This is a genomic window from Pseudomonas sp. NFPP25, from assembly GCF_900116505.1.
GTDB lineage: Bacteria > Pseudomonadota > Gammaproteobacteria > Pseudomonadales > Pseudomonadaceae > Aquipseudomonas > Aquipseudomonas protegens.
Genome location: NZ_FPBG01000006.1, coordinates 154764 through 175026 on the forward strand (window position 1 = coordinate 154764; position 20263 = coordinate 175026).

The window sequence follows — 20263 nt, forward strand, 5'->3', positions numbered from 1 at the left end:
GCAGGGAAGCCAGGTTCATGGCCGGAAGCAGTTTGCTGGTATTGATCGATGACATCGCCGCGGTACTCGATGACGTGGCCTTGATGACCAAGATGGCGGCGAAGAAGACCGCCGGTGTGCTGGGCGACGACCTCGCGCTCAATGCCCAGCAGGTCTCCGGGGTCCGCGCCGAGCGGGAAATTCCGGTGGTCTGGGCGGTGGCCAAGGGGTCGTTTCGCAACAAGCTGATCCTGGTGCCGGCGGCGCTGGCCATCAGCGCCCTGGCGCCGTGGCTGGTGACCCCGCTGCTGATGCTGGGTGGTGCCTACCTGTGTTTCGAGGGTTTCGAGAAGCTGGCGCACAAATACCTGCACCACGCCGAAGTGGCGGCCGAACATACCCAGACCCTGCAAGCCCTGGCCGACCCCCAGGTGGATCTGGTGGCTTTCGAGAAGGACAAGATCAAGGGTGCGGTGCGCACCGATTTCATCCTTTCCGCGGAAATCATCGCCATCACCCTGGGCACCGTGGCCGGGGCCTCCCTGACCCAGCAGGTGGTGGTGCTCTCGGGTATCGCCATTGTCATGACCGTCGGCGTCTACGGCCTGGTGGCCGGCATCGTCAAGCTCGATGACCTGGGGCTGTGGCTGGTGCACAAGCCTGCCGCCCTGGCCAAGCGCATCGGCGGGGCGATCCTGCGGGCGGCGCCGCTGATGATGAAGGGCCTGTCGGTGATCGGTACAGCGGCGATGTTCATGGTGGGCGGCGGCATCCTGACCCACGGTGTGCCCGCCGTGCACCACCTGATAGAAGGGCTGGCCGAGCGCAGCGCCGGGGTCATAGGCCCGGTATCGGCGTTGATGCCGACCCTGCTCAATGCCGTGGCCGGGATCATTGCCGGTGCCGTGGTGCTGCTGGCGGTCACCCTGGCGGGCAAGGCCTGGCGCGCACTGCGCGGCTGACGGGCGCTCAGCCCGCTGCCGGCACCGGGGTCGGCAGCGCGGCCGCTTGTTGCTGGCGGCACCAGCGGCGCCAGGTGAACTGCAGTTGCAGAATCGCCGCTCGGGCCATCTCTCGGGCTTGCAGGGGCAGGTCGCGGTCGCCATCCAGGGCCTTGAGCAGGGCCGCCGAGACCGCATCCAGCTGTTCGCTGCGGTTGGCGCTGGGGCCGCCGTGCCTGAGCAGCGTCGCCAGGTGCGCGAGATAATGCTCGCGTTCCGTGGCCAGGGTGCCCCGGGCCGGGTCCAGGCAACTGCGCAATTGCAGCAGCTCATCTCCCAGGTCCAGCCCCAGCAGGCCGTTGTCCCAGTGACTGCGGCGGTTCTCGGGCTGCATCTGCCAATACCGCGACACCCGGATCAGACGATCGGCCATGCGCCCGCCGAACCAGCTTTCGGCCTGCTCCGGCGGGCGTGAGGTGAGCTGCGCCAGATCGAACAGCGAAGCCTTGAACATCCGCCGGTAGTGCTGCTCGCCCGGGTTGAGGCTGACCAGGCGCAGCACCACCACGGCGATGCCGACACCGATCAGGGTGGCCATGGCCTTGTTCAGGAACGCCCCGAGGTCGTAGCTCATCAGGTTGCTGGGGCCGACGTTGTTGACGAAAAAGATGCAGAACGCCGAGGCGACGGGCGCGAGCTTCGGTCGGCTCATGCACAGCGAAGCGCAGAACAGCGGCACTGCCAGCCCCAGGCACAGCAGGGGAAAACCGTCCCAGCCCGGCAGCAGGCCAAGGCCGACGAAGGCCGCCACGGGAATGGACAGGGCAATGCCCTTGAAGAAATTCAGGCAGGACGCGGCAGGGTTCTCACGCCCGGCGAACAGGCTCAGCACCACGCCACAGATGGAGACGGCCCCCAGCCCCGAGGGCCAGGCGGACAGCAGCCAGAAGCCGGCGACGGCGAGAAAGGCCAGGGCGCTGCGCAAGCCTCCCAGCACCCCTTGCTGGATATCCCGGTGCCAGGACAGGGCGCCGGGAGCGCCGGGCGGGACCCGGCCCTGTTCCACGGCGCTGACACTCAGGGCGCTCTGTTCCACCCGCTCCAGTACCTGGGCCAGTTGCACCAGGCACAGATGGCCTTCGGCGGACAGCGAAGGGTCCTGCAGTGCCTGTTGCAGGCGCTGGAGCAAGGGCGGCAGGGCGGCGTCATGTTCGGCCTGCAGGGCCTGGATGGTCTCGCCGAGCAAGGGTTGGAGTTGCTGCGCGGTGGCGGCGTCGAGCATCTGCCGTTGCCGCGCCACGCCGCGGGCGGACCGGAGCAAGCCCAGCAGGTCGCGGCTCAGCACCCGCAGCGCCTGGGAGCGACGGCGCCCCTGCGGGCCTTCGAACCAGGCGTGATCGCGTTGGGCATCCACGGTGACGATACGCCCCAGGGCTTCCAGCAGCCCCTTGCGCTGGTCTTCCCCCAGCAGCTCCGAGGCTGCGGCCTGGCGCCCGGCCAGCCAGGCGGCGCGGCCCTGGACCGCCAGCGCCTGTTCCACCCGGCGCGGCCAGAGCAGTTGGCTGGCCACGGCGGCGCAGATGATCCCCAGGCCGATTTCCGAACAGCGCGCCACTGCCTGGTCGAACACCTGCAAGGGCGCTGCGGTGGCGGGCAGGGCGATGATGGCAGTGGTGTAGCCCGCCAGTACGAAACCGTAGGCTGCGTGGTTGCGCAGCAGCGAGGCGCCGGTGGTGCAGAAGGCCAGCCACAGGGCCATGGCCAGCAGGAACAGCAGGGGCGCCTGGCCCAGGGTTGCGATCAGCAATATCGACACCACGGCCCCCACCAGGGTGCCCAGCAGGCGGTAGGCGCCCTTGGCCAGGACCATGCCGCTGCTGGACTGGCTGACGATGAACACCGTGGTCAGGGCCCATTGCGGTTGTTCGAAATCCAGGCGGAACGCCAGGTACAGGGCCAGGCCGCCGGCAATCAGGTTGCGCGCGGCGAACAGCAGGTCGGCAGGGGCAGGGGCGAAGAGGGCTTGCCAGATATCGGCGCGGAAAAAGGTCGGCAGTTTCATCTTTCAGACACATTGATAGCTAGCTAATGATTAGCATCGTATCGATTTTGCCAGGGTGTGCCAATCGGCTTTTCAACGAGCGGGCGAGGAAGGGGCTTTGACGGGGAGCGGACGCCCCGCCGGATGGCGGGGCGAGGCAGGGTTACTCGGCGATCTGCAGCTTGCGCGACTCGGTGTAGACGTAGCGCACTTTCTCGTATTCGAACGGCGAGTTCAGCTGGCCATAGCGGAAGCTGGTCTGGTAGCGCTTGTCGACCCCGCGCAGGACCCAGATTTCCGGGTGATTGCTGCTGGCTTCCGAAACATTGAGGAAGTTGATCGCCGATTCGGCGGTGTAGTCCACCGCCAGCCCGGCGGTATCACGCAGGTTCGACGGGCCGAGGATCGGCAGCACCAGGTACGCGCCGCCGGGTACGCCGTAGAAGCCCAGGGTCTGGCCGAAGTCTTCGCTCTGGCGCGGCAGGCCCATCTTGGTAGCCGGGTCCCACAGGCCGGCCACGCCGATGGTGGTGTTGAGCAGCAGGCGCGCGGTGGTTTCCATGGAGCGCTGGCCCTTGAACTGCAGCAGGCTGTTGAACAGGTTGGGCACATCGCCCAGGTTGTTGAAGAAGTTGCTGACCCCGGTGCGCAGGAAGCTCGGCGTCACGTATCGGTACCCGTCCACCACCGGCAGGAACACCCATTGGTCGAAGCGGTAGTTGAAGTGGTAGACCCGGCGATTCCACGATTCCAGCGGGTCGTAGATATTCAGGGCGTTCAAGGTCGAGCGCTCGAACTCGCGTTGGTCCAGCCCCGGATTGAACTTGAGCTTCTTCAACGGCTCGGTGAAGCCATCGGGGTCGGGGGTGACGGGAATGTTGGCCTTGCTGTTGTCGGCTTGGGCATAGCCTGCGCAGAGCAACGCAGCGATAAGCAGGAGATGTTTAGCCACGGAAGAACTCCAGCATGGCGTCGCTGTTGACGCGGTAGTTGAGGTTGCCGCAGTGGCCGCCATGGGGGTAGACGGTCAGGCGGTCACCAAAGGTTTTACGCAGGAAACCCAGGTCGCCGGGGCCGAGGATCACGTCGTCGGCGTTGTGCATCACGGCGATCTTCGGGCTGGCCTTGAGGTAGTCCTGCAGGGCGTAGAGGCTGACCTGGTCGATCAGTTGCAGCAGGCTGCCGCCATCGGTGCGGGCGCGCCACATGGGGATCACCTGCTCGGTCAGGTAGCAGTCGAAGTCGCATTGCAGGGCACGCTTGAGAAACGGCGTGAGGCTGGTGCCTTCGCGGATCGGGTATTTGGGCGGGGTGATCAGGCCACGGCGGTTGATCAGGTCCGAGGTGAAGGCAATGTCCGCCGCAGAGAAACGGAAGGAGGTGCCGATCAGCATCGCCATCTGCTCGTTGGTCAGGTGCTGCTTGGATTGCTGGAAGTCGTAGAGCAGGGCGTCGTTGAGGTCGATATAGCCCTTCTGCTGGAAGTAGCGGGTCAGCTTGCCCAGCACCAGTTCGTAGAAGGTAGTGCTGTTGTTGATGCCCTTGACCTCGGTCTGCACCAGCTTGTCGAGGTTGGTGATCGAGGTATAGAGATTGACCGGCGGGTTGAGCAGCAGGACCTTCTTGAAATTGAAGCTGCGCCGGGTTTCATCCAGCTTGCTGACGAAGGCCGCATCCAGCGCGCCAAGACTGTAGCCGGTGAGGTAGAACTCGGTGATCGGCAGCTTGGGATTCTGCGCCCGTACGGCCTGCATCACCCGGTACATGTCCTCGGCGTCTTCCTGGGTCACGCCCGGGGTGGCAAAGCGCGAAGCGGCGCTGATGAAGTCGAAGCTGGTGGGCGAGGACAGCTGCACCACGTGGTAGCCGGCTTTGTAGTAGAGCTTCTTCAGGTACTCGTTGAGGCTGCTGTCATAGCGCGCCCCGGTGCCGGCGATCAGGAAGATCAGCGGCGCGGCGTGGTCCTGGGTGGCAATGCGGTAGGTGAGTTTCTTCACCGCCCAGAAGTTGTCCGGGAGGATGAATTCCCGTTCCGGACGCAGCGTCAGGCTGTGGTCAGACTGGCGGATGTCATCGTTGGAGGGCAGTTCCGGGCGCAACTCCGGAGGCGTGGTGGCGATGGTGGCTTCGAAGGGGTTGGTCAACGGGTAGCCATAGGTGGCCGGGTCGACGTCGACCGCCAGCGCGGACGCACTCAGGATAAGGCCGCCAAACAGGGCAGCGAAGCGCAAGGAACGAAGCATGACTGTATCCCTAGAAGAAGGTACCGAATGAGGTTCGCAGGCTATGACCACCGCGCTGCTGCCGAAGTGCCATGGTTGGGCACAAATAACGCCTGCGACAGGCTTATTGGGAAGTGATAGTAGCCGGACGATACACTTTGCCGCCATTTGCATGACAGATATCTGCGCCTGGCGCTTGCCAAGCGTTCGCGGGGGATTATGCTGGGCGCCGTTTTGACTGTTCGGAGTGTTTCATGTCCCGCCGCCTTCCCCTGATTCTGCTGCTCGTGGTCCTGCCGCTGTGGCTGGCCGCCAGTTATGGCCTGCGCTACGGCTTCATGGAGGATGCGCGCTGGGTGGGTGCCTGTGTCGAGGCTGCCAGCCGCTGGGAGTGCGGGCTGCGCTCCAGCCTGGGTTGGATGATTCACTTCAAGGTGCTGGGCTGGAGCGCGGTGGCCGTGGCGCTCCTGGGTTTTGTCATGCCCGGGCGTGCCGGTTGGGGGCTGGGCGTACTGGCGTTGCTGATCGGCATCCCGGCCCTGGCCCTGTACAACACCACCCTGGCGGTATTTGCCGTGGTGATTGCCGGCTTGCGCCTGGTGCGCGCCAGCAAGCCATAGCCGCAGCAGCGGCCATGGCCTATGGCCTCAGGCCCTGCGGGCCCGCAGGTTGCGCCAAAGCGCCGCTACCATCAGCAGGCTGACCAGGGCCCAGCCCCAGGCCTGCTGGTTGGCCAGACCTTCCTGATACAACTGCGGGGCAATGCCGGCACCGACGATAAAGGTCAGCAGGGCAATCTCCCGGCGCGGCACTCGCACCGGGCGGCACAGGTAGACCAGTGCCGGCAGTAGCAGGGCTGCGCTGGGGAAGCTGCGGTAGCGCGGGTCGAACACCAGCTCCAGCATCATCACCGCCGCGGCGAACCCTGCGGCCGTCAGCAGCCAGCCGGCCCGTTTCTCCAGTGCATCGAAGGCTTTCAGGCGCCAGCCCTGGCGAGGGCTCAGGGCCAGGGCGGCGTGGGCCAGCACCAGCAGGTTGAGCCCCAGCAGCAGCGCGGCCCAGCACCATTCACCGGCGAAACGGCTGGTTGCCCGCGCCAGTTCTCCCCAGGTTCCGATGCTGCAAGCGGCCACTGCGCCCAACAGGGGCAGCAGCAGGGCGGCGCGGTGGTCGCGGGGCCGGCCGCCGAGCACCAGGGTGCCGAGCAGTATCAGGCCGCCGACGCCCAGCCACAGCGGCCAGTACGGCAGGTTGGACACCGGGCCGGCGAGGATGCCCTTGTCCTGGCGATCAGCATCGAACAGCCCCCAGTAGCCACCGACGGCACCTTCGCTGGCGCGCTTCCAGGGCTGGTCGAAGGCTTCGATCAGGTTGTAGTGCCAGCCATTGTGTTCCGCCAGGGCGACGAAGCCGCGGATGAACTTGGCCTCGTTGACCCGGCTGGGCAGCGCGGTTTCTCGCTGCCGGCCTTCACTGGGCCAGCCGGTCTCGCCAATCAGCACGTCCTTGGGGGCGAAGCGGTTGCCGAACACCTGGCGCACCTCGGCCACGTGGTTCAAGGCGGCGTCGATGTTCGACGGATCGTCTTCCCAATACGGCAGCAGGTGGATGGTGAGGAAATCCACCGCCGGGGCGATTTCCGGGTGCTTGAGCCAGAACTCCCAGACATCGGCGTAGGTCACCGGCTGCTTGACCCCGGCCTTGACCTTGAGGATCAGCCGCGCCAATTGCGCGCCGGTGACCTCCTTGCGCAGCAGTGCTTCGTTACCGACGATCACCGCACTGACCACGTCCGGGTTGGCGTTGGCCGAGGCGATCAGCAGGTCGACTTCCTTTTCGGTGTCCACCGGGTTGCTGTTGACCCAGGCGCCGATCATCAGCTTCAGGCCGTGCTTGCGCGCCAGGTCCGGCAGGGCTTCCAGGCCGGTCATGGAATAGGTACGGATGCATTCGAAACGGGTCGCCAGCAGGGCCAGGTCGGCGTCCATGCGCTGCGGGCGCAGCTTGAACGGCTGGTCGAAGGGCGACTGGTCCTTGTCGAACGGAGTGTAGGAAGCGCACTGCAGCTTGTGGCTGGCGCTGGCGACATCCGGCAGGTGCACCGGCCGGCCAAGGCCGTACCAATAACCGCAGAGGGCCAGCAGCCCGAGCAGGCAGGCGAACAGATAGGGCAGGGCGGGGAAACGAGGGGTGGCGGGCATGATCGGGCCGTCGTGGAACAAAGCCGGGCATCTTACCCGCATTTGTCCGCAGCTTGGTGGGCTGCATGATTTTGACATGCAAAGTTCGGGCGGACCCACTGCCCGGTAGAGGCCGGCCGTTGGTTACTGGCTATCTGATGTCGCTGCTGGCTGCCTTGAGGTCGTAGACAGAGCAGGTCGCGGAACAGGGCGGGTTGATGATCCAGGCATCAGTACTCCGCTGATGATCGAACGCGTTCGCGGTGAGGCGTGATGGGGGCGCTGAGCACCATAACCATACGTTGACGTGCCTGGCAGCCGCCCGGCACTGCACTTTTCGGGGAAGTAACGATGAAGATGCGACGACTCTTAGGCGCAGGTGCCGCACTGGTACTTGCCATCAGCTCCACTCTGGCCAGTGCCGACAGCAAGACCCTGAGCATCGGCTATGTCGACGGCTGGTCCGACAGCGTGGCGACGACCCATGTGGCGGCGGAAGTGATCAAGCAGAAGCTCGGTTATGACGTCAAGCTGCAGGCGGTGGCGACCGGGATCATGTGGCAGGGCGTAGCCACCGGCAAGCTCGACGCCATGCTTTCGGCCTGGCTGCCGGTGACCCATGGCGAGTACTGGGCCAAGAACAAGGACAAGGTGGTGGACTACGGCCCCAACTTCAAGGACGCCAAGATCGGCCTGATCGTGCCGGAGTACGTCAAGGCCAAGTCCATCGAGGACCTCAAGACCGATACCACGTTCAAGAACAAGATCGTCGGCATCGACGCCGGCTCGGGGGTGATGCTCAAGACCGACCAGGCGATCAAGGACTACGGCCTGGACTACAAGCTGCAGGCCAGTTCCGGGGCGGCAATGATCGCCGAGCTGACCCGCGCCGAAGAAAAACAGGATTCCATCGCCGTGACCGGCTGGGTGCCGCACTGGATGTTCGCCAAGTGGAAACTGCGCTTCCTCGAAGACCCGAAGGGCGTGTACGGCGCTGCTGAAACCGTCAACAGCATCGGCAGCAAGGGCCTGGAGAAGAAGGCGCCGGAAGTGGCGGCCTTCCTGAAGAAATTCCAGTGGGCCTCGAAAGATGAAATCGGTGAGGTCATGCTGGCCATTCAAGAGGGTGCAAAACCCGATGTGGCGGCCAAGGATTGGGTGAGCAAGCACCCGGAAAGGGTTGCCGAGTGGACTGCTAAATAAGCACAACGCGTCTAGATCAGGGGTCTTGAGGCCGCGCACTGGAAACAGTGGGCGGCCTTGTCATTTATTGAAGAAAAAACCGGCGCCAACGCTAATGTCGTTCTAATACTAAGGTCGTCTGGAACCTGCTCCATAGCCGCATAGAGTGGATTAGGTTCCACCTAAAATCTGTGCTGCGAGGATAAAAACAATGAACGACAGCATTTACCTCTCGATTCAAAACAGCCCGCGTTTCAAGGAGCTGGTCAGCAAACGAGAGCGGTTCGCCTGGATTCTCTCGGCGATCATGCTTGGGCTTTACTCGGCTTTCATCCTGTTGATCGCCTATGGTCCCCAGATCCTGGGCGCCAAACTCAGTCCTACCTCATCCATCACCTGGGGCATTCCCATCGGTGTCGGCTTGATTCTCTCGGCCTTCATCCTGACGGCCATCTATGTGCGACGCGCCAACGGCGAATTCGACGAGTTGAACAATGCGATCCTGAAGGAGGCTCAGCAATGATCCGACGTCTATTCGCAGCACTCGGTCTTGCCGCCTTCGCTCCCGCCCTCTGGGCTGCAGACGCCTTGACGGGCGAAGTCCACAAGCAACCACTCAACGTATCGGCGATCGTGATGTTCGTGGTCTTCGTCGGTGCCACCCTGTGCATCACCTACTGGGCCTCCAAGCGCAACAAGTCGGCTGCCGACTATTACGCGGCGGGCGGCAAGATCACCGGCTTCCAGAACGGCCTGGCGATCGCTGGCGACTACATGTCCGCGGCGTCCTTCCTGGGGATTTCCGCCCTGGTGTTCACTTCTGGCTATGACGGCCTGATCTACTCCATCGGCTTCCTGGTGGGCTGGCCGATCATTCTGTTCCTGATCGCCGAGCGCCTGCGCAACCTGGGCAAGTACACCTTTGCCGACGTGGCGTCCTACCGCCTCGGACAGACCCAGATCCGCACCCTGTCGGCCTGTGGCTCGCTGGTGGTGGTGGCGTTCTACCTGATCGCGCAGATGGTGGGTGCCGGCAAGCTGATCCAGCTGCTGTTCGGCCTCGACTACCATGTGGCGGTGATCCTGGTGGGCATCCTGATGTGCCTGTACGTGCTGTTCGGCGGCATGCTGGCCACGACCTGGGTGCAGATCATCAAGGCGGTGCTGTTGCTCTCCGGCGCGTCCTTCATGGCACTGATGGTGATGAAGCACGTCAACTTCGACTTCAACACCCTGTTCTCCGAAGCGATCAAGGTTCACCCCAAGGGTGAAGCGATCATGAGCCCCGGCGGCCTGGTGAAAGACCCGATCTCGGCGTTCTCCTTAGGTCTCGCGCTGATGTTCGGTACCGCTGGCCTGCCCCACATCCTGATGCGCTTCTTCACCGTCAGCGATGCCAAGGAAGCTCGCAAGAGCGTGCTCTATGCCACTGGCTTCATCGGCTACTTCTACATCCTGACCTTCATCATCGGCTTCGGCGCGATCCTGCTGGTAAGCACCAACCCGGACTTCAAGGATGCCGCAGGCGCCTTGCTGGGCGGCAACAACATGGCGGCGGTGCACCTGGCCAACGCAGTGGGCGGCAGCGTGTTCCTCGGCTTCATTTCGGCCGTGGCCTTCGCCACCATTCTGGCGGTAGTGGCAGGGTTGACTCTGGCAGGCGCTTCGGCGGTGTCCCACGACCTCTATGCCAGTGTGATCAAGAAGGGCAAGGCCAACGAGAAGGATGAGATTCGCGTTTCCAAGATCACCACCGTGGCATTGGGCGTACTGGCCATCGGCCTGGGCATTCTCTTTGAAAGCCAGAACATCGCGTTCATGGTCGGCCTGGCGTTCTCCATTGCCGCCAGCTGCAACTTCCCGGTACTGCTGCTTTCCATGTACTGGAAGAAGCTCACCACCCGTGGCGCCATGATTGGCGGCTGGATGGGCCTGGTGAGTGCCGTGGCGCTGATGATCCTCGGCCCGACCATCTGGGTGCAGATCCTGCATCACGAGAAGGCGATCTTCCCGTACGAGTACCCGGCGCTGTTCTCGATGATCATCGCCTTCATCGGTATCTGGTTCTTCTCCATCACCGACAAGTCGACCGCGGCGGTCAACGAGCGGGCGCTGTTCTTCCCGCAGTTCGTGCGTTCGCAGACCGGCCTGGGTGCCAGTGGGGCGGTGTCGCACTAAGCGGGATGAATGTATCGGCTTCTATATAGAAGCTGCGTAATGGCGAAATGCCCCGATCGAGAGACCGGGGCATTTTTCTGTCCGCTCGCCCTACCCGGAGCCCCCCGACTGCAGGTGCAGGAGCATAGGAGCTGGCTTGCCAGCGCAAGCGTATGTGAGGAGCAGGGCTCTTCGCCGGCAGGCCGGTTCCTGCGGGTTGGGGGGGGGCGAGGGGAGGGCAGAAACAAATACGACCTCTGTTAGAGGCCGTATCCGGTGCAGCTAAGACGTTTGCGCAAGGCAGGTCTTATTTGCGGTCTTCCAGTTTGGTGATGTCACGCGACTCGTAGCCGGTGTACAGCTGGCGTGGACGGCCGATCTTGTACGGGCTGGAGAGCATTTCCTTCCAGTGCGAGATCCAGCCGACGGTCCGCGCCAGGGCGAAGATCACGGTGAACATGCTGGTTGGAATGCCGATCGCCTTGAGGATGATCCCCGAGTAGAAGTCGACGTTCGGGTACAGCGAGCGCTCGATGAAGTACGGGTCGGTCAGGGCGATCTCTTCCAGGCGCATGGCCAGTTCGAGTTGCGGATCGTTGTTGATGCCCAGTTCCTTGAGTACTTCGTCGCAGGTCTGCTTCATTACGGTGGCGCGCGGGTCGCGGTTCTTGTACACGCGGTGACCGAAGCCCATGAGCTTGAACGGATCGTTCTTGTCCTTGGCCTTGGCGATGAACTTGTCGATGTTCGAGACATCGCCAATTTCGTCGAGCATGGTCAGTACCGCTTCGTTGGCACCGCCGTGGGCCGGGCCCCAGAGTGCAGCGATACCGGCAGCGATACAGGCGAACGGGTTGGCACCCGAGGAGCCCGCCAGGCGCACGGTGGACGTCGAGGCGTTCTGTTCGTGGTCGGCATGGAGGATGAAGATCCGGTCCATTGCCTTGGCCAGTACCGGGCTGATCGGTTTGATCTCGCACGGGGTGTTGAACATCATGTGCAGGAAGTTTTCCGCGTACGACAGGTCGTTGCGCGGGTACATCATCGGCTGGCCCATGGAGTACTTGTAGACCATCGCTGCCAGGGTCGGCATCTTGGCCACCAGGCGCACGGCGGAGATTTCGCGGTGCTGCGGGTTATTGATGTCCAGGGAGTCGTGGTAGAACGCCGACAGGGCACCGACTACGCCGCACATCACCGCCATCGGGTGGGCGTCGCGACGGAAACCGTTGAAGAAGCTCTTGAGCTGTTCGTGAACCATGGTGTGGTTCTTCACGGTGCTGACGAACTGGGCCTTCTGTTCGGCGGTGGGCAATTCACCGTTGAGCAGCAGGTAGCAGGTTTCCAGGTAGTCGGATTTCTCGGCCAGCTGTTCGATCGGGTAGCCGCGATGCAGCAGAATGCCGTTGTCGCCGTCGATGTAGGTGATTTTCGACTCGCAGGAGGCGGTCGACATGAAACCCGGGTCAAAAGTGAAGCGGCCCGTGGCCGTCAGACCCCGAACATCGATTACATCGGGACCAACGGTGCCGGTTAAAATGGGCAGCTCGACGGGGGCTGCGCCCTCGATGATCAACTGCGCTTTTTTGTCAGCCATGTGGCCTCCTATTTATGCTTGAAATCATCAGACAGACCCCCCACGCAGGGCCCGCACCACTATAGTGAGATAAATCCGAATGTCAATTTGCCTAAAGTCTTGTCCCAGAAGGCTTTGGGAGGGATTTTTTCGCGAAATTCAGCGCCATTTACGCCTTTTATAACGCTAACGCAATCAGCTATTAGGGGAAGGTCTTTGCGTTGTCATTAGTAGCCTAACTGTCTATACTCGGCCACCGACCTCCGTAGGCTTCTGGGCCCGCTTTGCTGGGGGTCGCACTCCCTGGGTAGTGGTTGCCTGACCAGTGCACTCCCCAACAACTTTGCCCTGATTGTTAGGGGCTCTTCAGTGTGAAAAAAGCCGTGAATAGCCAACGACCTGTAAACCTAGACCTAAGGACCATCAAACTCCCCATCACCGGCGTTACGTCGTTTCTCCACCGTGTTTCCGGCATCATCCTCTTCCTGGGCATCGGCATCATGCTTTATGCATTGAGCAAATCCCTGGGCTCCGAGGAAGGCTATGCCGAGGTGAAGGCGTGCTTGACCAGTCCGCTGGCCAAATTCGTTGCATGGGGCCTCCTGTCCGCCTTGCTGTATCACTTGGTGGCCGGTGTACGCCATCTGATTATGGACATGGGCATCGGTGAGACGCTGGAAGGCGGCAAGCTGGGCTCGAAAATCGTTATCGCCGTATCCGTGGTGGTAATCGTTCTGGCGGGAGTTTGGATATGGTAACCAGCGTTACGAACCTGTCGCGTTCGGGCCTTTATGACTGGATGGCACAGCGTGTGTCTGCGGTCGTTCTCGCGGCTTATTTCATTTTCCTGATCGGATACCTCGTAGCGAATCCGGGCATTGACTACACCCAGTGGCATGGCCTGTTCGCAAACAACTGGATGCGTATCTTCAGTCTGCTGGCCATGGTGGCCCTGGGCGCTCACGCCTGGGTCGGCATGTGGACCATCTCGACTGACTACCTGACGCCGATGGCGCTGGGCAAGTCGGCCACAGCAGTACGTTTCCTTTTCCAGGCAGTATGCGGCGTCGCGATGTTCGCTTACTTCGTCTGGGGTGTGCAGATTCTCTGGGGTATCTGATTCATGGCTAACATTCCAACCATTTCATTCGACGCCATCATCATTGGCGGCGGCGGCGCCGGCATGCGTGCCGCACTGCAGCTGGCCCAGGGCGGCCACAAGACTGCGGTGATCACCAAGGTGTTCCCGACCCGTTCGCACACTGTGTCTGCCCAGGGCGGCATCACTTGCGCGATCGCCTCGGCGGACCCGAACGATGACTGGCGCTGGCACATGTACGATACCGTCAAGGGTTCCGACTACATCGGTGACCAGGACGCCATCGAATACATGTGTCAGGAAGGCCCGGCTGCGGTCTTCGAACTGGACCACATGGGTCTGCCGTTCTCCCGTACCGAAACCGGTCGTATCTACCAGCGTCCCTTCGGCGGTCAGTCCAAGGACTACGGCAAGGGCGGCCAGGCTGCTCGTACCTGCGCAGCGTCCGACCGTACCGGTCACGCACTGCTGCACACACTTTATCAGGGCAACCTGAAAGCCGGCACCACCTTCCTCAACGAGTGGTACGCGGTCGATCTGGTGAAGAACCAGGACGGCGCCTTTGTCGGCGTGATCGCTATCTGCATCGAAACCGGCGAAACCACCTACATCCGCTCCAAGGCCACCGTTCTGGCCACCGGCGGTGCAGGTCGTATCTACGCCTCCACCACCAATGCCCTGATCAACACCGGTGACGGCGTTGGTATGGCGCTGCGTGCTGGCGTTCCGGTGCAAGACATCGAAATGTGGCAGTTCCACCCGACCGGCATTGCCGGCGCCGGTGTACTGGTAACCGAAGGTTGCCGTGGTGAGGGTGGTTACCTGATCAACAAGCATGGCGAGCGTTTCATGGAGCGTTATGCTCCGAACGCCAAAGACCTGGCTGGCCGCGACGTTGTTGCGCGCTCCATGGTCAAGGAAATCATCGCCGGCAACGGCTGTGGCCCGAACGGCGACCACGTGATGCTCAAGCTCGACCACCTGGGCGAGGAAGTGCTGCACAGCCGCCTGCCAGGTATCTGCGAGCTGTCCAAGACGTTTGCGCACGTTGACCCGGTGGTTGCTCCGGTTCCGGTCGTTCCAACCTGCCACTACATGATGGGCGGCGTTGCCACCAACATTCATGGCCAGGCCATCACGCAGAACGCCGCTGGCGAAGACACCATCATCCCTGGCCTGTTCGCAGTGGGTGAAGTGGCTTGCGTATCGGTACACGGCGCCAACCGTCTGGGCGGCAACTCGCTGCTGGACCTGGTGGTGTTCGGCCGTGCAGCCGGTCTGCACCTGGAAAAAGCGCTGACCGACGGTATCGAATACCGCGACGCCAGCGACACCGACGTCGACGTTGCCCTGAACCGCCTGGCCAAGCTCAACGAGCGCACCACCGGTGAAGACGTTGCAACCCTGCGTCGCGAGCTGCAGAACTGCATGCAGAACTACTTCGGTGTATTCCGTACTGGCGAATACATGCAGAAGGGTATCGCCCAGCTGGCTGACCTGCGCGAGCGTATCGCCAACGTCAAGATCAACGACAAGTCTCAAGCTTTCAACACTGCGCGTATCGAAGCACTTGAGCTGCAGAACCTGCTGGAAGTGGCCGAAGCCACTGCCATCGCTGCCGAAGTGCGCAAAGAGTCCCGCGGCGCTCACGCCCGTGAAGACTTCGAAGACCGTGACGACGAAAACTGGCTGTGCCACACCCTGTACTTCCCGGGTGAGAAGCGCGTTGCCAAGCGTGCGGTCAACTTCTCGCCGAAGACTGTTCCGACTTTCGAACCAAAAGTCCGGACTTACTAAAGGGTGATCGATATGTTGCAAGTTGAAGTTTATCGTTACAACCCTGACACCGACTCGGCTCCGAAAACCCAGGTTTTCCAGGTAGACACCGGTGGCAAGGACTTGATGGTGCTGGACGTGCTGGCCCTGATCAAAGAGCAGGACGAAGGTTTTTCCTACCGTCGTTCCTGCCGTGAAGGCGTTTGCGGTTCCGATGGCATGAACATCAACGGCAAGAACGGTCTGGCGTGCATCACGCCGCTGTCTGCCGTGGTCAAGAAGAACAAGCTGGTTGTTCGCCCGCTGCCAGGTCTGCCGGTTATCCGTGACCTGGTCGTCGATATGAGCATCTTCTACAAGCAATACGAGAAGGTGAAGCCATTCCTGCAGAACGATACGCCGGCTCCGGCCATCGAACGTCTGCAGTCCCCGGAAGAGCGCGAGAAGCTCGACGGTCTGTACGAGTGCATCCTGTGCGCTTGCTGCTCGACCTCTTGCCCGTCCTTCTGGTGGAACCCGGACAAGTTCCTGGGTCCAGCTGCCCTGCTGCAAGCCTACCGCTTCCTGGCAGACAGCCGTGACACCAAGACGTCCGAGCGTCTGGCTTCCCTGGACGACCCGTTCAGCGTATTCCGCTGCCGGGGCATCATGAACTGCGTCAACGTTTGTCCGAAGGGCCTGAACCCGACTAAGGCCATCGGTCACATTCGTAACATGCTGCTGCAGAGTGGCGTGTGATTCAGCTGTTGTACCCGTAGGACCGCTGTACCCGTAAAAGCCACGGCGCGGGCTTCAACCCGCGTCATGGCTCTAACCTGAGCAGCAGCTCACAAAGTGGCTGCTCTATATTTTGAAGAAATGAGACAAGCAGGGGCATCCGGGCTGGTACCCGGACTATCAGCGTGATCCTAAGTGGCTTGTTTTGGTCGCTGCATTCGGACTTCTGCAAGCTTGCTCGGTGTCGTCGCCGGTGGTGTTCCCCTAACCGAGGGTGACCAAGCATGCAAGAAAGCGTGATGCAGCGCATGTGGAACAGCGCCTACCTATCCGGTAGTAACGCTGCCTATGTGGAAGAGCTCTACGAGCTCTACCTGCACGACCCTAACGCTGTGCCAGAAGAGTGGCGCACTTACTTTCAGAAGTTGCCTACCGACGGCAGCACTGCCATCGATGTTTCGCACTCGACAATCCGCGATCATTTCGTCTTGCTGGCAAAGAACCAGCGCCGCGCCCAACCGGTATCCGCCGGTAGCGTGAGCAGTGAGCACGAGAAGAAGCAAGTTGAAGTGCTGCGATTGATCCAGGCCTATCGGATGCGTGGCCACCAGGCAGCCCAGCTGGACCCGCTGGGGCTGTGGCAGCGTCCTGCACCTGCAGACCTGTCGATCAATCATTACGGCTTGACCAATGCCGATCTTGATACGACCTTCCGTGCCGGCGACCTGTTCATCGGCAAAGAGGAAGCGAGCCTACGCGAAATTCACGAAGCGTTGCAGCAGACATATTGCCGCACCATTGGCGCTGAATTCACGCACATCACCGATTCCGAGCAGCGTCAGTGGTTCCAGCAGCGTCTGGAAAGCGTACGCGGCCGTCCGACCTATTCCGCCGACATCAAGAGCCACCTGCTCGAGCGCGTCACTGCGGCTGAAGGCCTGGAAAAATACCTGGGTACCAAATACCCGGGCACCAAGCGTTTCGGTTTGGAAGGCGGCGAGAGCCTGATTCCGATGCTCGACGAGCTGATCCAGCGTTCCGGTTCCTACGGCACCAAGGAAGTGGTAATCGGCATGGCCCACCGTGGCCGTCTGAACGTGCTGGTCAACACTTTCGGCAAGAACCCGCGCGAGCTGTTCGACGAGTTCGAAGGCAAGAAGAAGGTCGAGCTGGGTTCCGGTGACGTTAAATACCACCAGGGCTTCTCGTCCAACGTCATGACCACCGGTGGCGAAGTTCACCTGGCGATGGCGTTCAACCCGTCCCACCTGGAAATCGTTTCTCCAGTGGTCGAAGGTTCGGTGCGCGCCCGTCAGGACCGTCGCAACGACCAGACCGGCGACAAGGTTCTGCCGATCTCGATCCACGGTGACGCGGCGTTCGCCGGCCAGGGCGTGGTGATGGAAACCTTCCAGATGTCCCAGACCCGCGGTTTCCGTACCGGCGGCACTGTGCACATCGTGATCAACAACCAGGTCGGTTTCACCATCAGCAACCCGCTGGACTCGCGCTCCACCGAGTACGCCACCGACGTTGCGAAGATGATCCAGGCACCGATCCTCCATGTGAATGGTGATGATCCGGAAGCCGTGTTGTTCGTGACCCAGCTGGCCATCGACTACCGCATGCAGTACAAGCGCGACGTGGTGATCGACCTGGTCTGCTACCGTCGTCGCGGCCACAACGAGGCCGACGAGCCAAGCGGCACCCAGCCACTGATGTATCAGCAGATCGCCAAGCAGCGCACCACCCGTGAACTGTATGCCGATCGCCTGACCCAGGGCGGTGTGCTCGACGCAGAGCGTGTTCAGGCGAAAGTCGACGAATACCGCAACGCGCTGGACAACGGTCTGCACGTGGTCAAGAGCCTGGTCAAGGAGCCGAACAAAGAGCTGTTCGTGGACTGGCGTCCGTACCTGGGCCATACCTGGACCGCGCGTCACGACACCACCTTCGACCTCAAGACTCTTCAGGAACTGTCCGCCAAGCTGCTGGAGCTGCCGGAAGGCTTCGTGGTTCAGCGTCAGGTCGCGAAGATCTACGAAGACCGTCAGAAGATGCAAGCCGGCGGCCTGCCGATCAACTGGGGTTACGCTGAAACCATGGCGTACGCGACCCTGGCGTTCGAAGGTCATCCGATTCGCATGACCGGCCAGGACATCGGCCGCGGCACCTTCTCGCACCGCCATGCGGTGTTGCACAACCAGAAGGACGCCGGCACCTACATCCCGTTGCAGCACCTGTACGAAGGCCAGCCACGTTTCGACCTGTACGATTCGTTCCTGTCCGAAGAAGCCGTACTGGCGTTCGAATACGGCTACTCCACCACCACGCCTAACGCGCTGGTGATCTGGGAAGCCCAGTTCGGCGACTTCGCCAACGGTGCACAAGTAGTGATCGACCAGTTCATCACCAGCGGCGAGCACAAGTGGGGCCGTCTCTGCGGTCTGACCATGCTGCTGCCACACGGTTATGAAGGTCAGGGTCCCGAGCACTCCTCGGCTCGTCTGGAGCGTTACCTGCAGCTGTGCGCCGAGCACAACATCCAGGTATGCGTACCGACCACGCCGGCTCAGATCTACCACTTGCTGCGTCGCCAGGTGATTCGTCCGCTGCGCAAGCCGCTGGTCGTGCTGACACCGAAATCCCTGCTGCGTCATAAACTGGCCATCTCGACCCTGGAAGATCTGGCGGAAGGTTCGTTCCAGACCGTTATCCCGGAAATCGATGCCCAGGATCCAAAAGACGTGGGTCGCATCATTCTGTGTAGCGGCAAGGTCTACTACGACCTGTTGGAAAAACGCCGTGCCGAAGGTCGTGACGACATCGCCATCGTGCGTATCGAGCAGCTGTACCCATTCCCTGAGGACGACCTGATCGAAGTCCTGGCTCCGTACAAAAACGTCAAACACATCGTTTGGTGTCAGGAAGAGCCGATGAACCAGGGTGCCTGGTACTGCAGCCAGCATCACATGCGTCGCATCATCAGCGGTCACAACAAGTCGCTCGTACTCGAGTACGCGGGCCGTGACGCTTCTGCTGCTCCAGCTTGTGGTTATGCATCGATGCACGCTGAGCAGCAGGAAAAACTGCTGCAAGATGCCTTTACTGTTTAACGCCTTCGCGCACCTGAAACCGAATTTAAGGAACCACAGATAATGGCTATCGAGATCAAAGCCCCCACTTTCCCGGAATCGGTTGCCGATGGCACCGTTGCCACCTGGCACAAGCAACCGGGCGACGCCGTCAAGCGTGACGAGCTGATCGTTGACATCGAGACCGACAAGGTCGTGCTGGAAGTTCTGGCCACCGCTGACGGCGTGCTGGGCGCTATCGTCAAGAACGAAGGCGACACCGTTCTGTCCGACGAAGTCCTGGGCTCCATCGTTGAAGGCGGCGCTGCTGCCGCTGCTCCTGCTGCCGCCGCCGCTCCGGCCGCCGCCGCTGCTGCCCCGGCTGCTGCCGATGGCGAAGACGATCCAATCGCTGCTCCTGCCGCGCGCAAGCTGGCTGAAGAAAACGGTATCAACATCGCTTCCGTTGCCGGTACCGGCAAAGGCGGCCGTGTGACCAAGGAAGACGTGGTCGCTGCTGTTGCCGCGAAGAAAGCCGCTCCGGCTGCCGCGCCTGCCAAGGCTCCGGCTCCTGCCGCTGCTGCTCCGGTCTTCGCTGCCGGTGATCGCGTCGAGAAGCGCGTGCCTATGACCCGCCTGCGTGCCAAGGTTGCCGAGCGTCTGGTTGAAGCCCAGTCGAATATGGCGATGCTGACCACCTTCAACGAAGTCGACATGACTGAAGTCATGGCCCTGCGTTCGAAGTACAAGGATCTGTTCGAGAAGTCCCACAATGGCGTACGCCTGGGCTTCATGTCGTTCTTCGTCAAGGCCGCCACCGAAGCCCTGAAGCGCTTCCCGGCTGTCAACGCCTCGATCGACGGTTCCGACATCGTCTACCACGGCTATGCCGACATCGGTGTTGCGGTCTCCAGCGACCGTGGCCTGGTGGTTCCGGTTCTGCGTAACGCCGAACTGATGAGCCTGGCCGAAATCGAAGGCGGCATCGCCACCTTCGGCAAGAAGGCCCGTGACGGCAAGCTGTCGATGGAAGAGATGACCGGTGGTACTTTCACCATCACCAACGGTGGTACTTTCGGTTCGATGATGTCGACCCCGATCGTCAACCCGCCACAAGCCGCGATCCTGGGCATGCACAACATTCTGCAGCGTCCTATGGCGATCAACGGTCAAGTGGTCATCCGTCCGATGATGTACCTGGCGCTGTCCTACGATCACCGCCTGATCGACGGTAAAGAAGCCGTGACGTTCCTGGTGACCATCAAGAACCTGCTGGAAGACCCGGCTCGTCTGCTCCTGGACATCTAAAAAGCAGCTGC

The 20263-nt window shown here is 61.8% G+C and carries 16 protein-coding genes; 11 read left to right on the top strand and 5 right to left on the bottom strand.

What is annotated here, in order from left to right; translation table 11 throughout:
* Positions 1 to 17 precede the first annotated feature (17 nt).
* The gene (locus BM382_RS23820; protein WP_019093634.1) at positions 18 to 941 is read left to right on the top strand and encodes a DUF808 domain-containing protein; all 924 of its coding nucleotides are present in this window, start codon (positions 18 to 20) and stop codon (positions 939 to 941) included.
* A 7-nt stretch (positions 942 to 948) separates the two neighbouring features.
* Here the strand turns inward: BM382_RS23820 and BM382_RS23825 are convergent, their stop codons facing one another.
* From BM382_RS23825 to BM382_RS23835, 3 genes are all read right to left on the bottom strand, one after another.
* Entirely contained in the window at positions 949 to 2982 is a 2034-nt protein-coding gene (locus BM382_RS23825; RefSeq protein WP_011060039.1) for an FUSC family protein, read from the bottom strand.
* A gap of 142 nt (positions 2983 to 3124) precedes the next feature.
* A complete protein-coding gene (locus tag BM382_RS23830; RefSeq protein WP_011060040.1) occupies positions 3125 to 3913 on the bottom strand; it encodes an MlaA family lipoprotein in 789 nt (262 codons plus the stop codon).
* A complete protein-coding gene (locus BM382_RS23835) occupies positions 3906 to 5204 on the bottom strand; it encodes a serine/threonine protein kinase (protein WP_026020029.1) in 1299 nt (432 codons plus the stop codon). The genes BM382_RS23830 and BM382_RS23835 overlap by 8 nt, the downstream gene beginning before the upstream one ends.
* 233 nt (positions 5205 to 5437) lie before the next feature.
* On the opposite strand from BM382_RS23835, the gene BM382_RS23840 reads away from it, so the two are divergent.
* Positions 5438 to 5803, top strand: coding sequence for a hypothetical protein (locus BM382_RS23840; protein ID WP_011060042.1), 366 nt, complete (start codon positions 5438 to 5440; stop codon positions 5801 to 5803).
* Positions 5804 to 5830: 27 nt separating this feature from the next.
* Here the strand turns inward: BM382_RS23840 and BM382_RS23845 are convergent, their stop codons facing one another.
* Positions 5831 to 7426 (bottom strand): glycoside hydrolase family 17 protein, encoded by a 1596-nt coding sequence (locus BM382_RS23845; RefSeq protein WP_026020028.1) that lies wholly within the window; start codon positions 7424 to 7426, stop codon positions 5831 to 5833.
* A 288-nt stretch (positions 7427 to 7714) separates the two neighbouring features.
* Here BM382_RS23845 and BM382_RS23850 point away from each other — a divergent pair, with 288 nt between their 5' ends.
* From BM382_RS23850 to BM382_RS23860, 3 genes are all read left to right on the top strand, one after another.
* Positions 7715 to 8566, top strand: a complete 852-nt coding sequence (locus tag BM382_RS23850) for a glycine betaine ABC transporter substrate-binding protein (RefSeq protein WP_011060044.1) — start codon at positions 7715 to 7717, stop codon at positions 8564 to 8566.
* A 190-nt stretch (positions 8567 to 8756) separates the two neighbouring features.
* The gene (locus BM382_RS23855; protein WP_011060045.1) at positions 8757 to 9068 is read left to right on the top strand and encodes a DUF485 domain-containing protein; all 312 of its coding nucleotides are present in this window, start codon (positions 8757 to 8759) and stop codon (positions 9066 to 9068) included.
* A complete protein-coding gene (locus tag BM382_RS23860) occupies positions 9065 to 10723 on the top strand; it encodes a cation acetate symporter (RefSeq protein WP_011060046.1) in 1659 nt (552 codons plus the stop codon). The genes BM382_RS23855 and BM382_RS23860 overlap by 4 nt, the downstream gene beginning before the upstream one ends.
* Before the next feature lie 286 nt (positions 10724 to 11009).
* Here BM382_RS23860 and gltA read toward each other — a convergent pair whose 3' ends face one another.
* Positions 11010 to 12299, bottom strand: coding sequence for a citrate synthase (gene gltA / locus BM382_RS23865; RefSeq protein ID WP_011060047.1), 1290 nt, complete (start codon positions 12297 to 12299; stop codon positions 11010 to 11012).
* A gap of 350 nt (positions 12300 to 12649) precedes the next feature.
* Between gltA and sdhC the strand changes: the two genes are divergently transcribed.
* The 6 genes from sdhC to odhB all read left to right on the top strand — a co-directional run bounded on the left by sdhC (position 12650) and on the right by odhB (position 20252).
* A complete protein-coding gene (gene sdhC / locus BM382_RS23870) occupies positions 12650 to 13036 on the top strand; it encodes a succinate dehydrogenase, cytochrome b556 subunit (RefSeq protein ID WP_015634665.1) in 387 nt (128 codons plus the stop codon).
* The gene (gene sdhD / locus BM382_RS23875) at positions 13030 to 13398 is read left to right on the top strand and encodes a succinate dehydrogenase, hydrophobic membrane anchor protein (RefSeq protein WP_011060049.1); all 369 of its coding nucleotides are present in this window, start codon (positions 13030 to 13032) and stop codon (positions 13396 to 13398) included. Before sdhC ends, sdhD begins: the two co-directional genes overlap by 7 nt.
* Positions 13399 to 13401: 3 nt before the next feature.
* The gene (sdhA, locus tag BM382_RS23880) at positions 13402 to 15174 is read left to right on the top strand and encodes a succinate dehydrogenase flavoprotein subunit (RefSeq protein ID WP_011060050.1); all 1773 of its coding nucleotides are present in this window, start codon (positions 13402 to 13404) and stop codon (positions 15172 to 15174) included.
* 12 nt (positions 15175 to 15186) lie between these two features.
* The gene (locus BM382_RS23885) at positions 15187 to 15891 is read left to right on the top strand and encodes a succinate dehydrogenase iron-sulfur subunit (RefSeq protein WP_011060051.1); all 705 of its coding nucleotides are present in this window, start codon (positions 15187 to 15189) and stop codon (positions 15889 to 15891) included.
* A 263-nt stretch (positions 15892 to 16154) separates the two neighbouring features.
* Positions 16155 to 18986, top strand: a complete 2832-nt coding sequence (locus BM382_RS23890; RefSeq protein ID WP_011060052.1) for a 2-oxoglutarate dehydrogenase E1 component — start codon at positions 16155 to 16157, stop codon at positions 18984 to 18986.
* 42 nt (positions 18987 to 19028) lie between these two features.
* The gene (gene odhB / locus BM382_RS23895; RefSeq protein WP_025128636.1) at positions 19029 to 20252 is read left to right on the top strand and encodes a 2-oxoglutarate dehydrogenase complex dihydrolipoyllysine-residue succinyltransferase; all 1224 of its coding nucleotides are present in this window, start codon (positions 19029 to 19031) and stop codon (positions 20250 to 20252) included.
* The last annotated feature ends 11 nt before the right edge of the window (positions 20253 to 20263 follow it).

What these genes read in the sequence shown, in the direction of transcription:
- BM382_RS23820 (WP_019093634.1), top strand. Translation starts at nt 18, where the DNA reads ATGGCCGGAAGCAGTTTGCTGGTATTGATCGATGACATCGCCGCGGTA.
- BM382_RS23825 (WP_011060039.1), bottom strand. Translation starts at nt 2,982, where the DNA reads ATGAAACTGCCGACCTTTTTCCGCGCCGATATCTGGCAAGCCCTCTTC.
- BM382_RS23835 (WP_026020029.1), bottom strand. Translation starts at nt 5,204, where the DNA reads ATGCTTCGTTCCTTGCGCTTCGCTGCCCTGTTTGGCGGCCTTATCCTG.
- BM382_RS23840 (WP_011060042.1), top strand. Translation starts at nt 5,438, where the DNA reads ATGTCCCGCCGCCTTCCCCTGATTCTGCTGCTCGTGGTCCTGCCGCTG.
- BM382_RS23845 (WP_026020028.1), bottom strand. Translation starts at nt 7,426, where the DNA reads ATGCGGGTAAGATGCCCGGCTTTGTTCCACGACGGCCCGATCATGCCC.
- BM382_RS23850 (WP_011060044.1), top strand. Translation starts at nt 7,715, where the DNA reads ATGAAGATGCGACGACTCTTAGGCGCAGGTGCCGCACTGGTACTTGCC.
- BM382_RS23855 (WP_011060045.1), top strand. Translation starts at nt 8,757, where the DNA reads ATGAACGACAGCATTTACCTCTCGATTCAAAACAGCCCGCGTTTCAAG.
- BM382_RS23860 (WP_011060046.1), top strand. Translation starts at nt 9,065, where the DNA reads ATGATCCGACGTCTATTCGCAGCACTCGGTCTTGCCGCCTTCGCTCCC.
- gltA (WP_011060047.1), bottom strand. Translation starts at nt 12,299, where the DNA reads ATGGCTGACAAAAAAGCGCAGTTGATCATCGAGGGCGCAGCCCCCGTC.
- sdhD (WP_011060049.1), top strand. Translation starts at nt 13,030, where the DNA reads ATGGTAACCAGCGTTACGAACCTGTCGCGTTCGGGCCTTTATGACTGG.
- sdhA (WP_011060050.1), top strand. Translation starts at nt 13,402, where the DNA reads ATGGCTAACATTCCAACCATTTCATTCGACGCCATCATCATTGGCGGC.
- BM382_RS23885 (WP_011060051.1), top strand. Translation starts at nt 15,187, where the DNA reads ATGTTGCAAGTTGAAGTTTATCGTTACAACCCTGACACCGACTCGGCT.
- BM382_RS23890 (WP_011060052.1), top strand. Translation starts at nt 16,155, where the DNA reads ATGCAAGAAAGCGTGATGCAGCGCATGTGGAACAGCGCCTACCTATCC.
- odhB (WP_025128636.1), top strand. Translation starts at nt 19,029, where the DNA reads ATGGCTATCGAGATCAAAGCCCCCACTTTCCCGGAATCGGTTGCCGAT.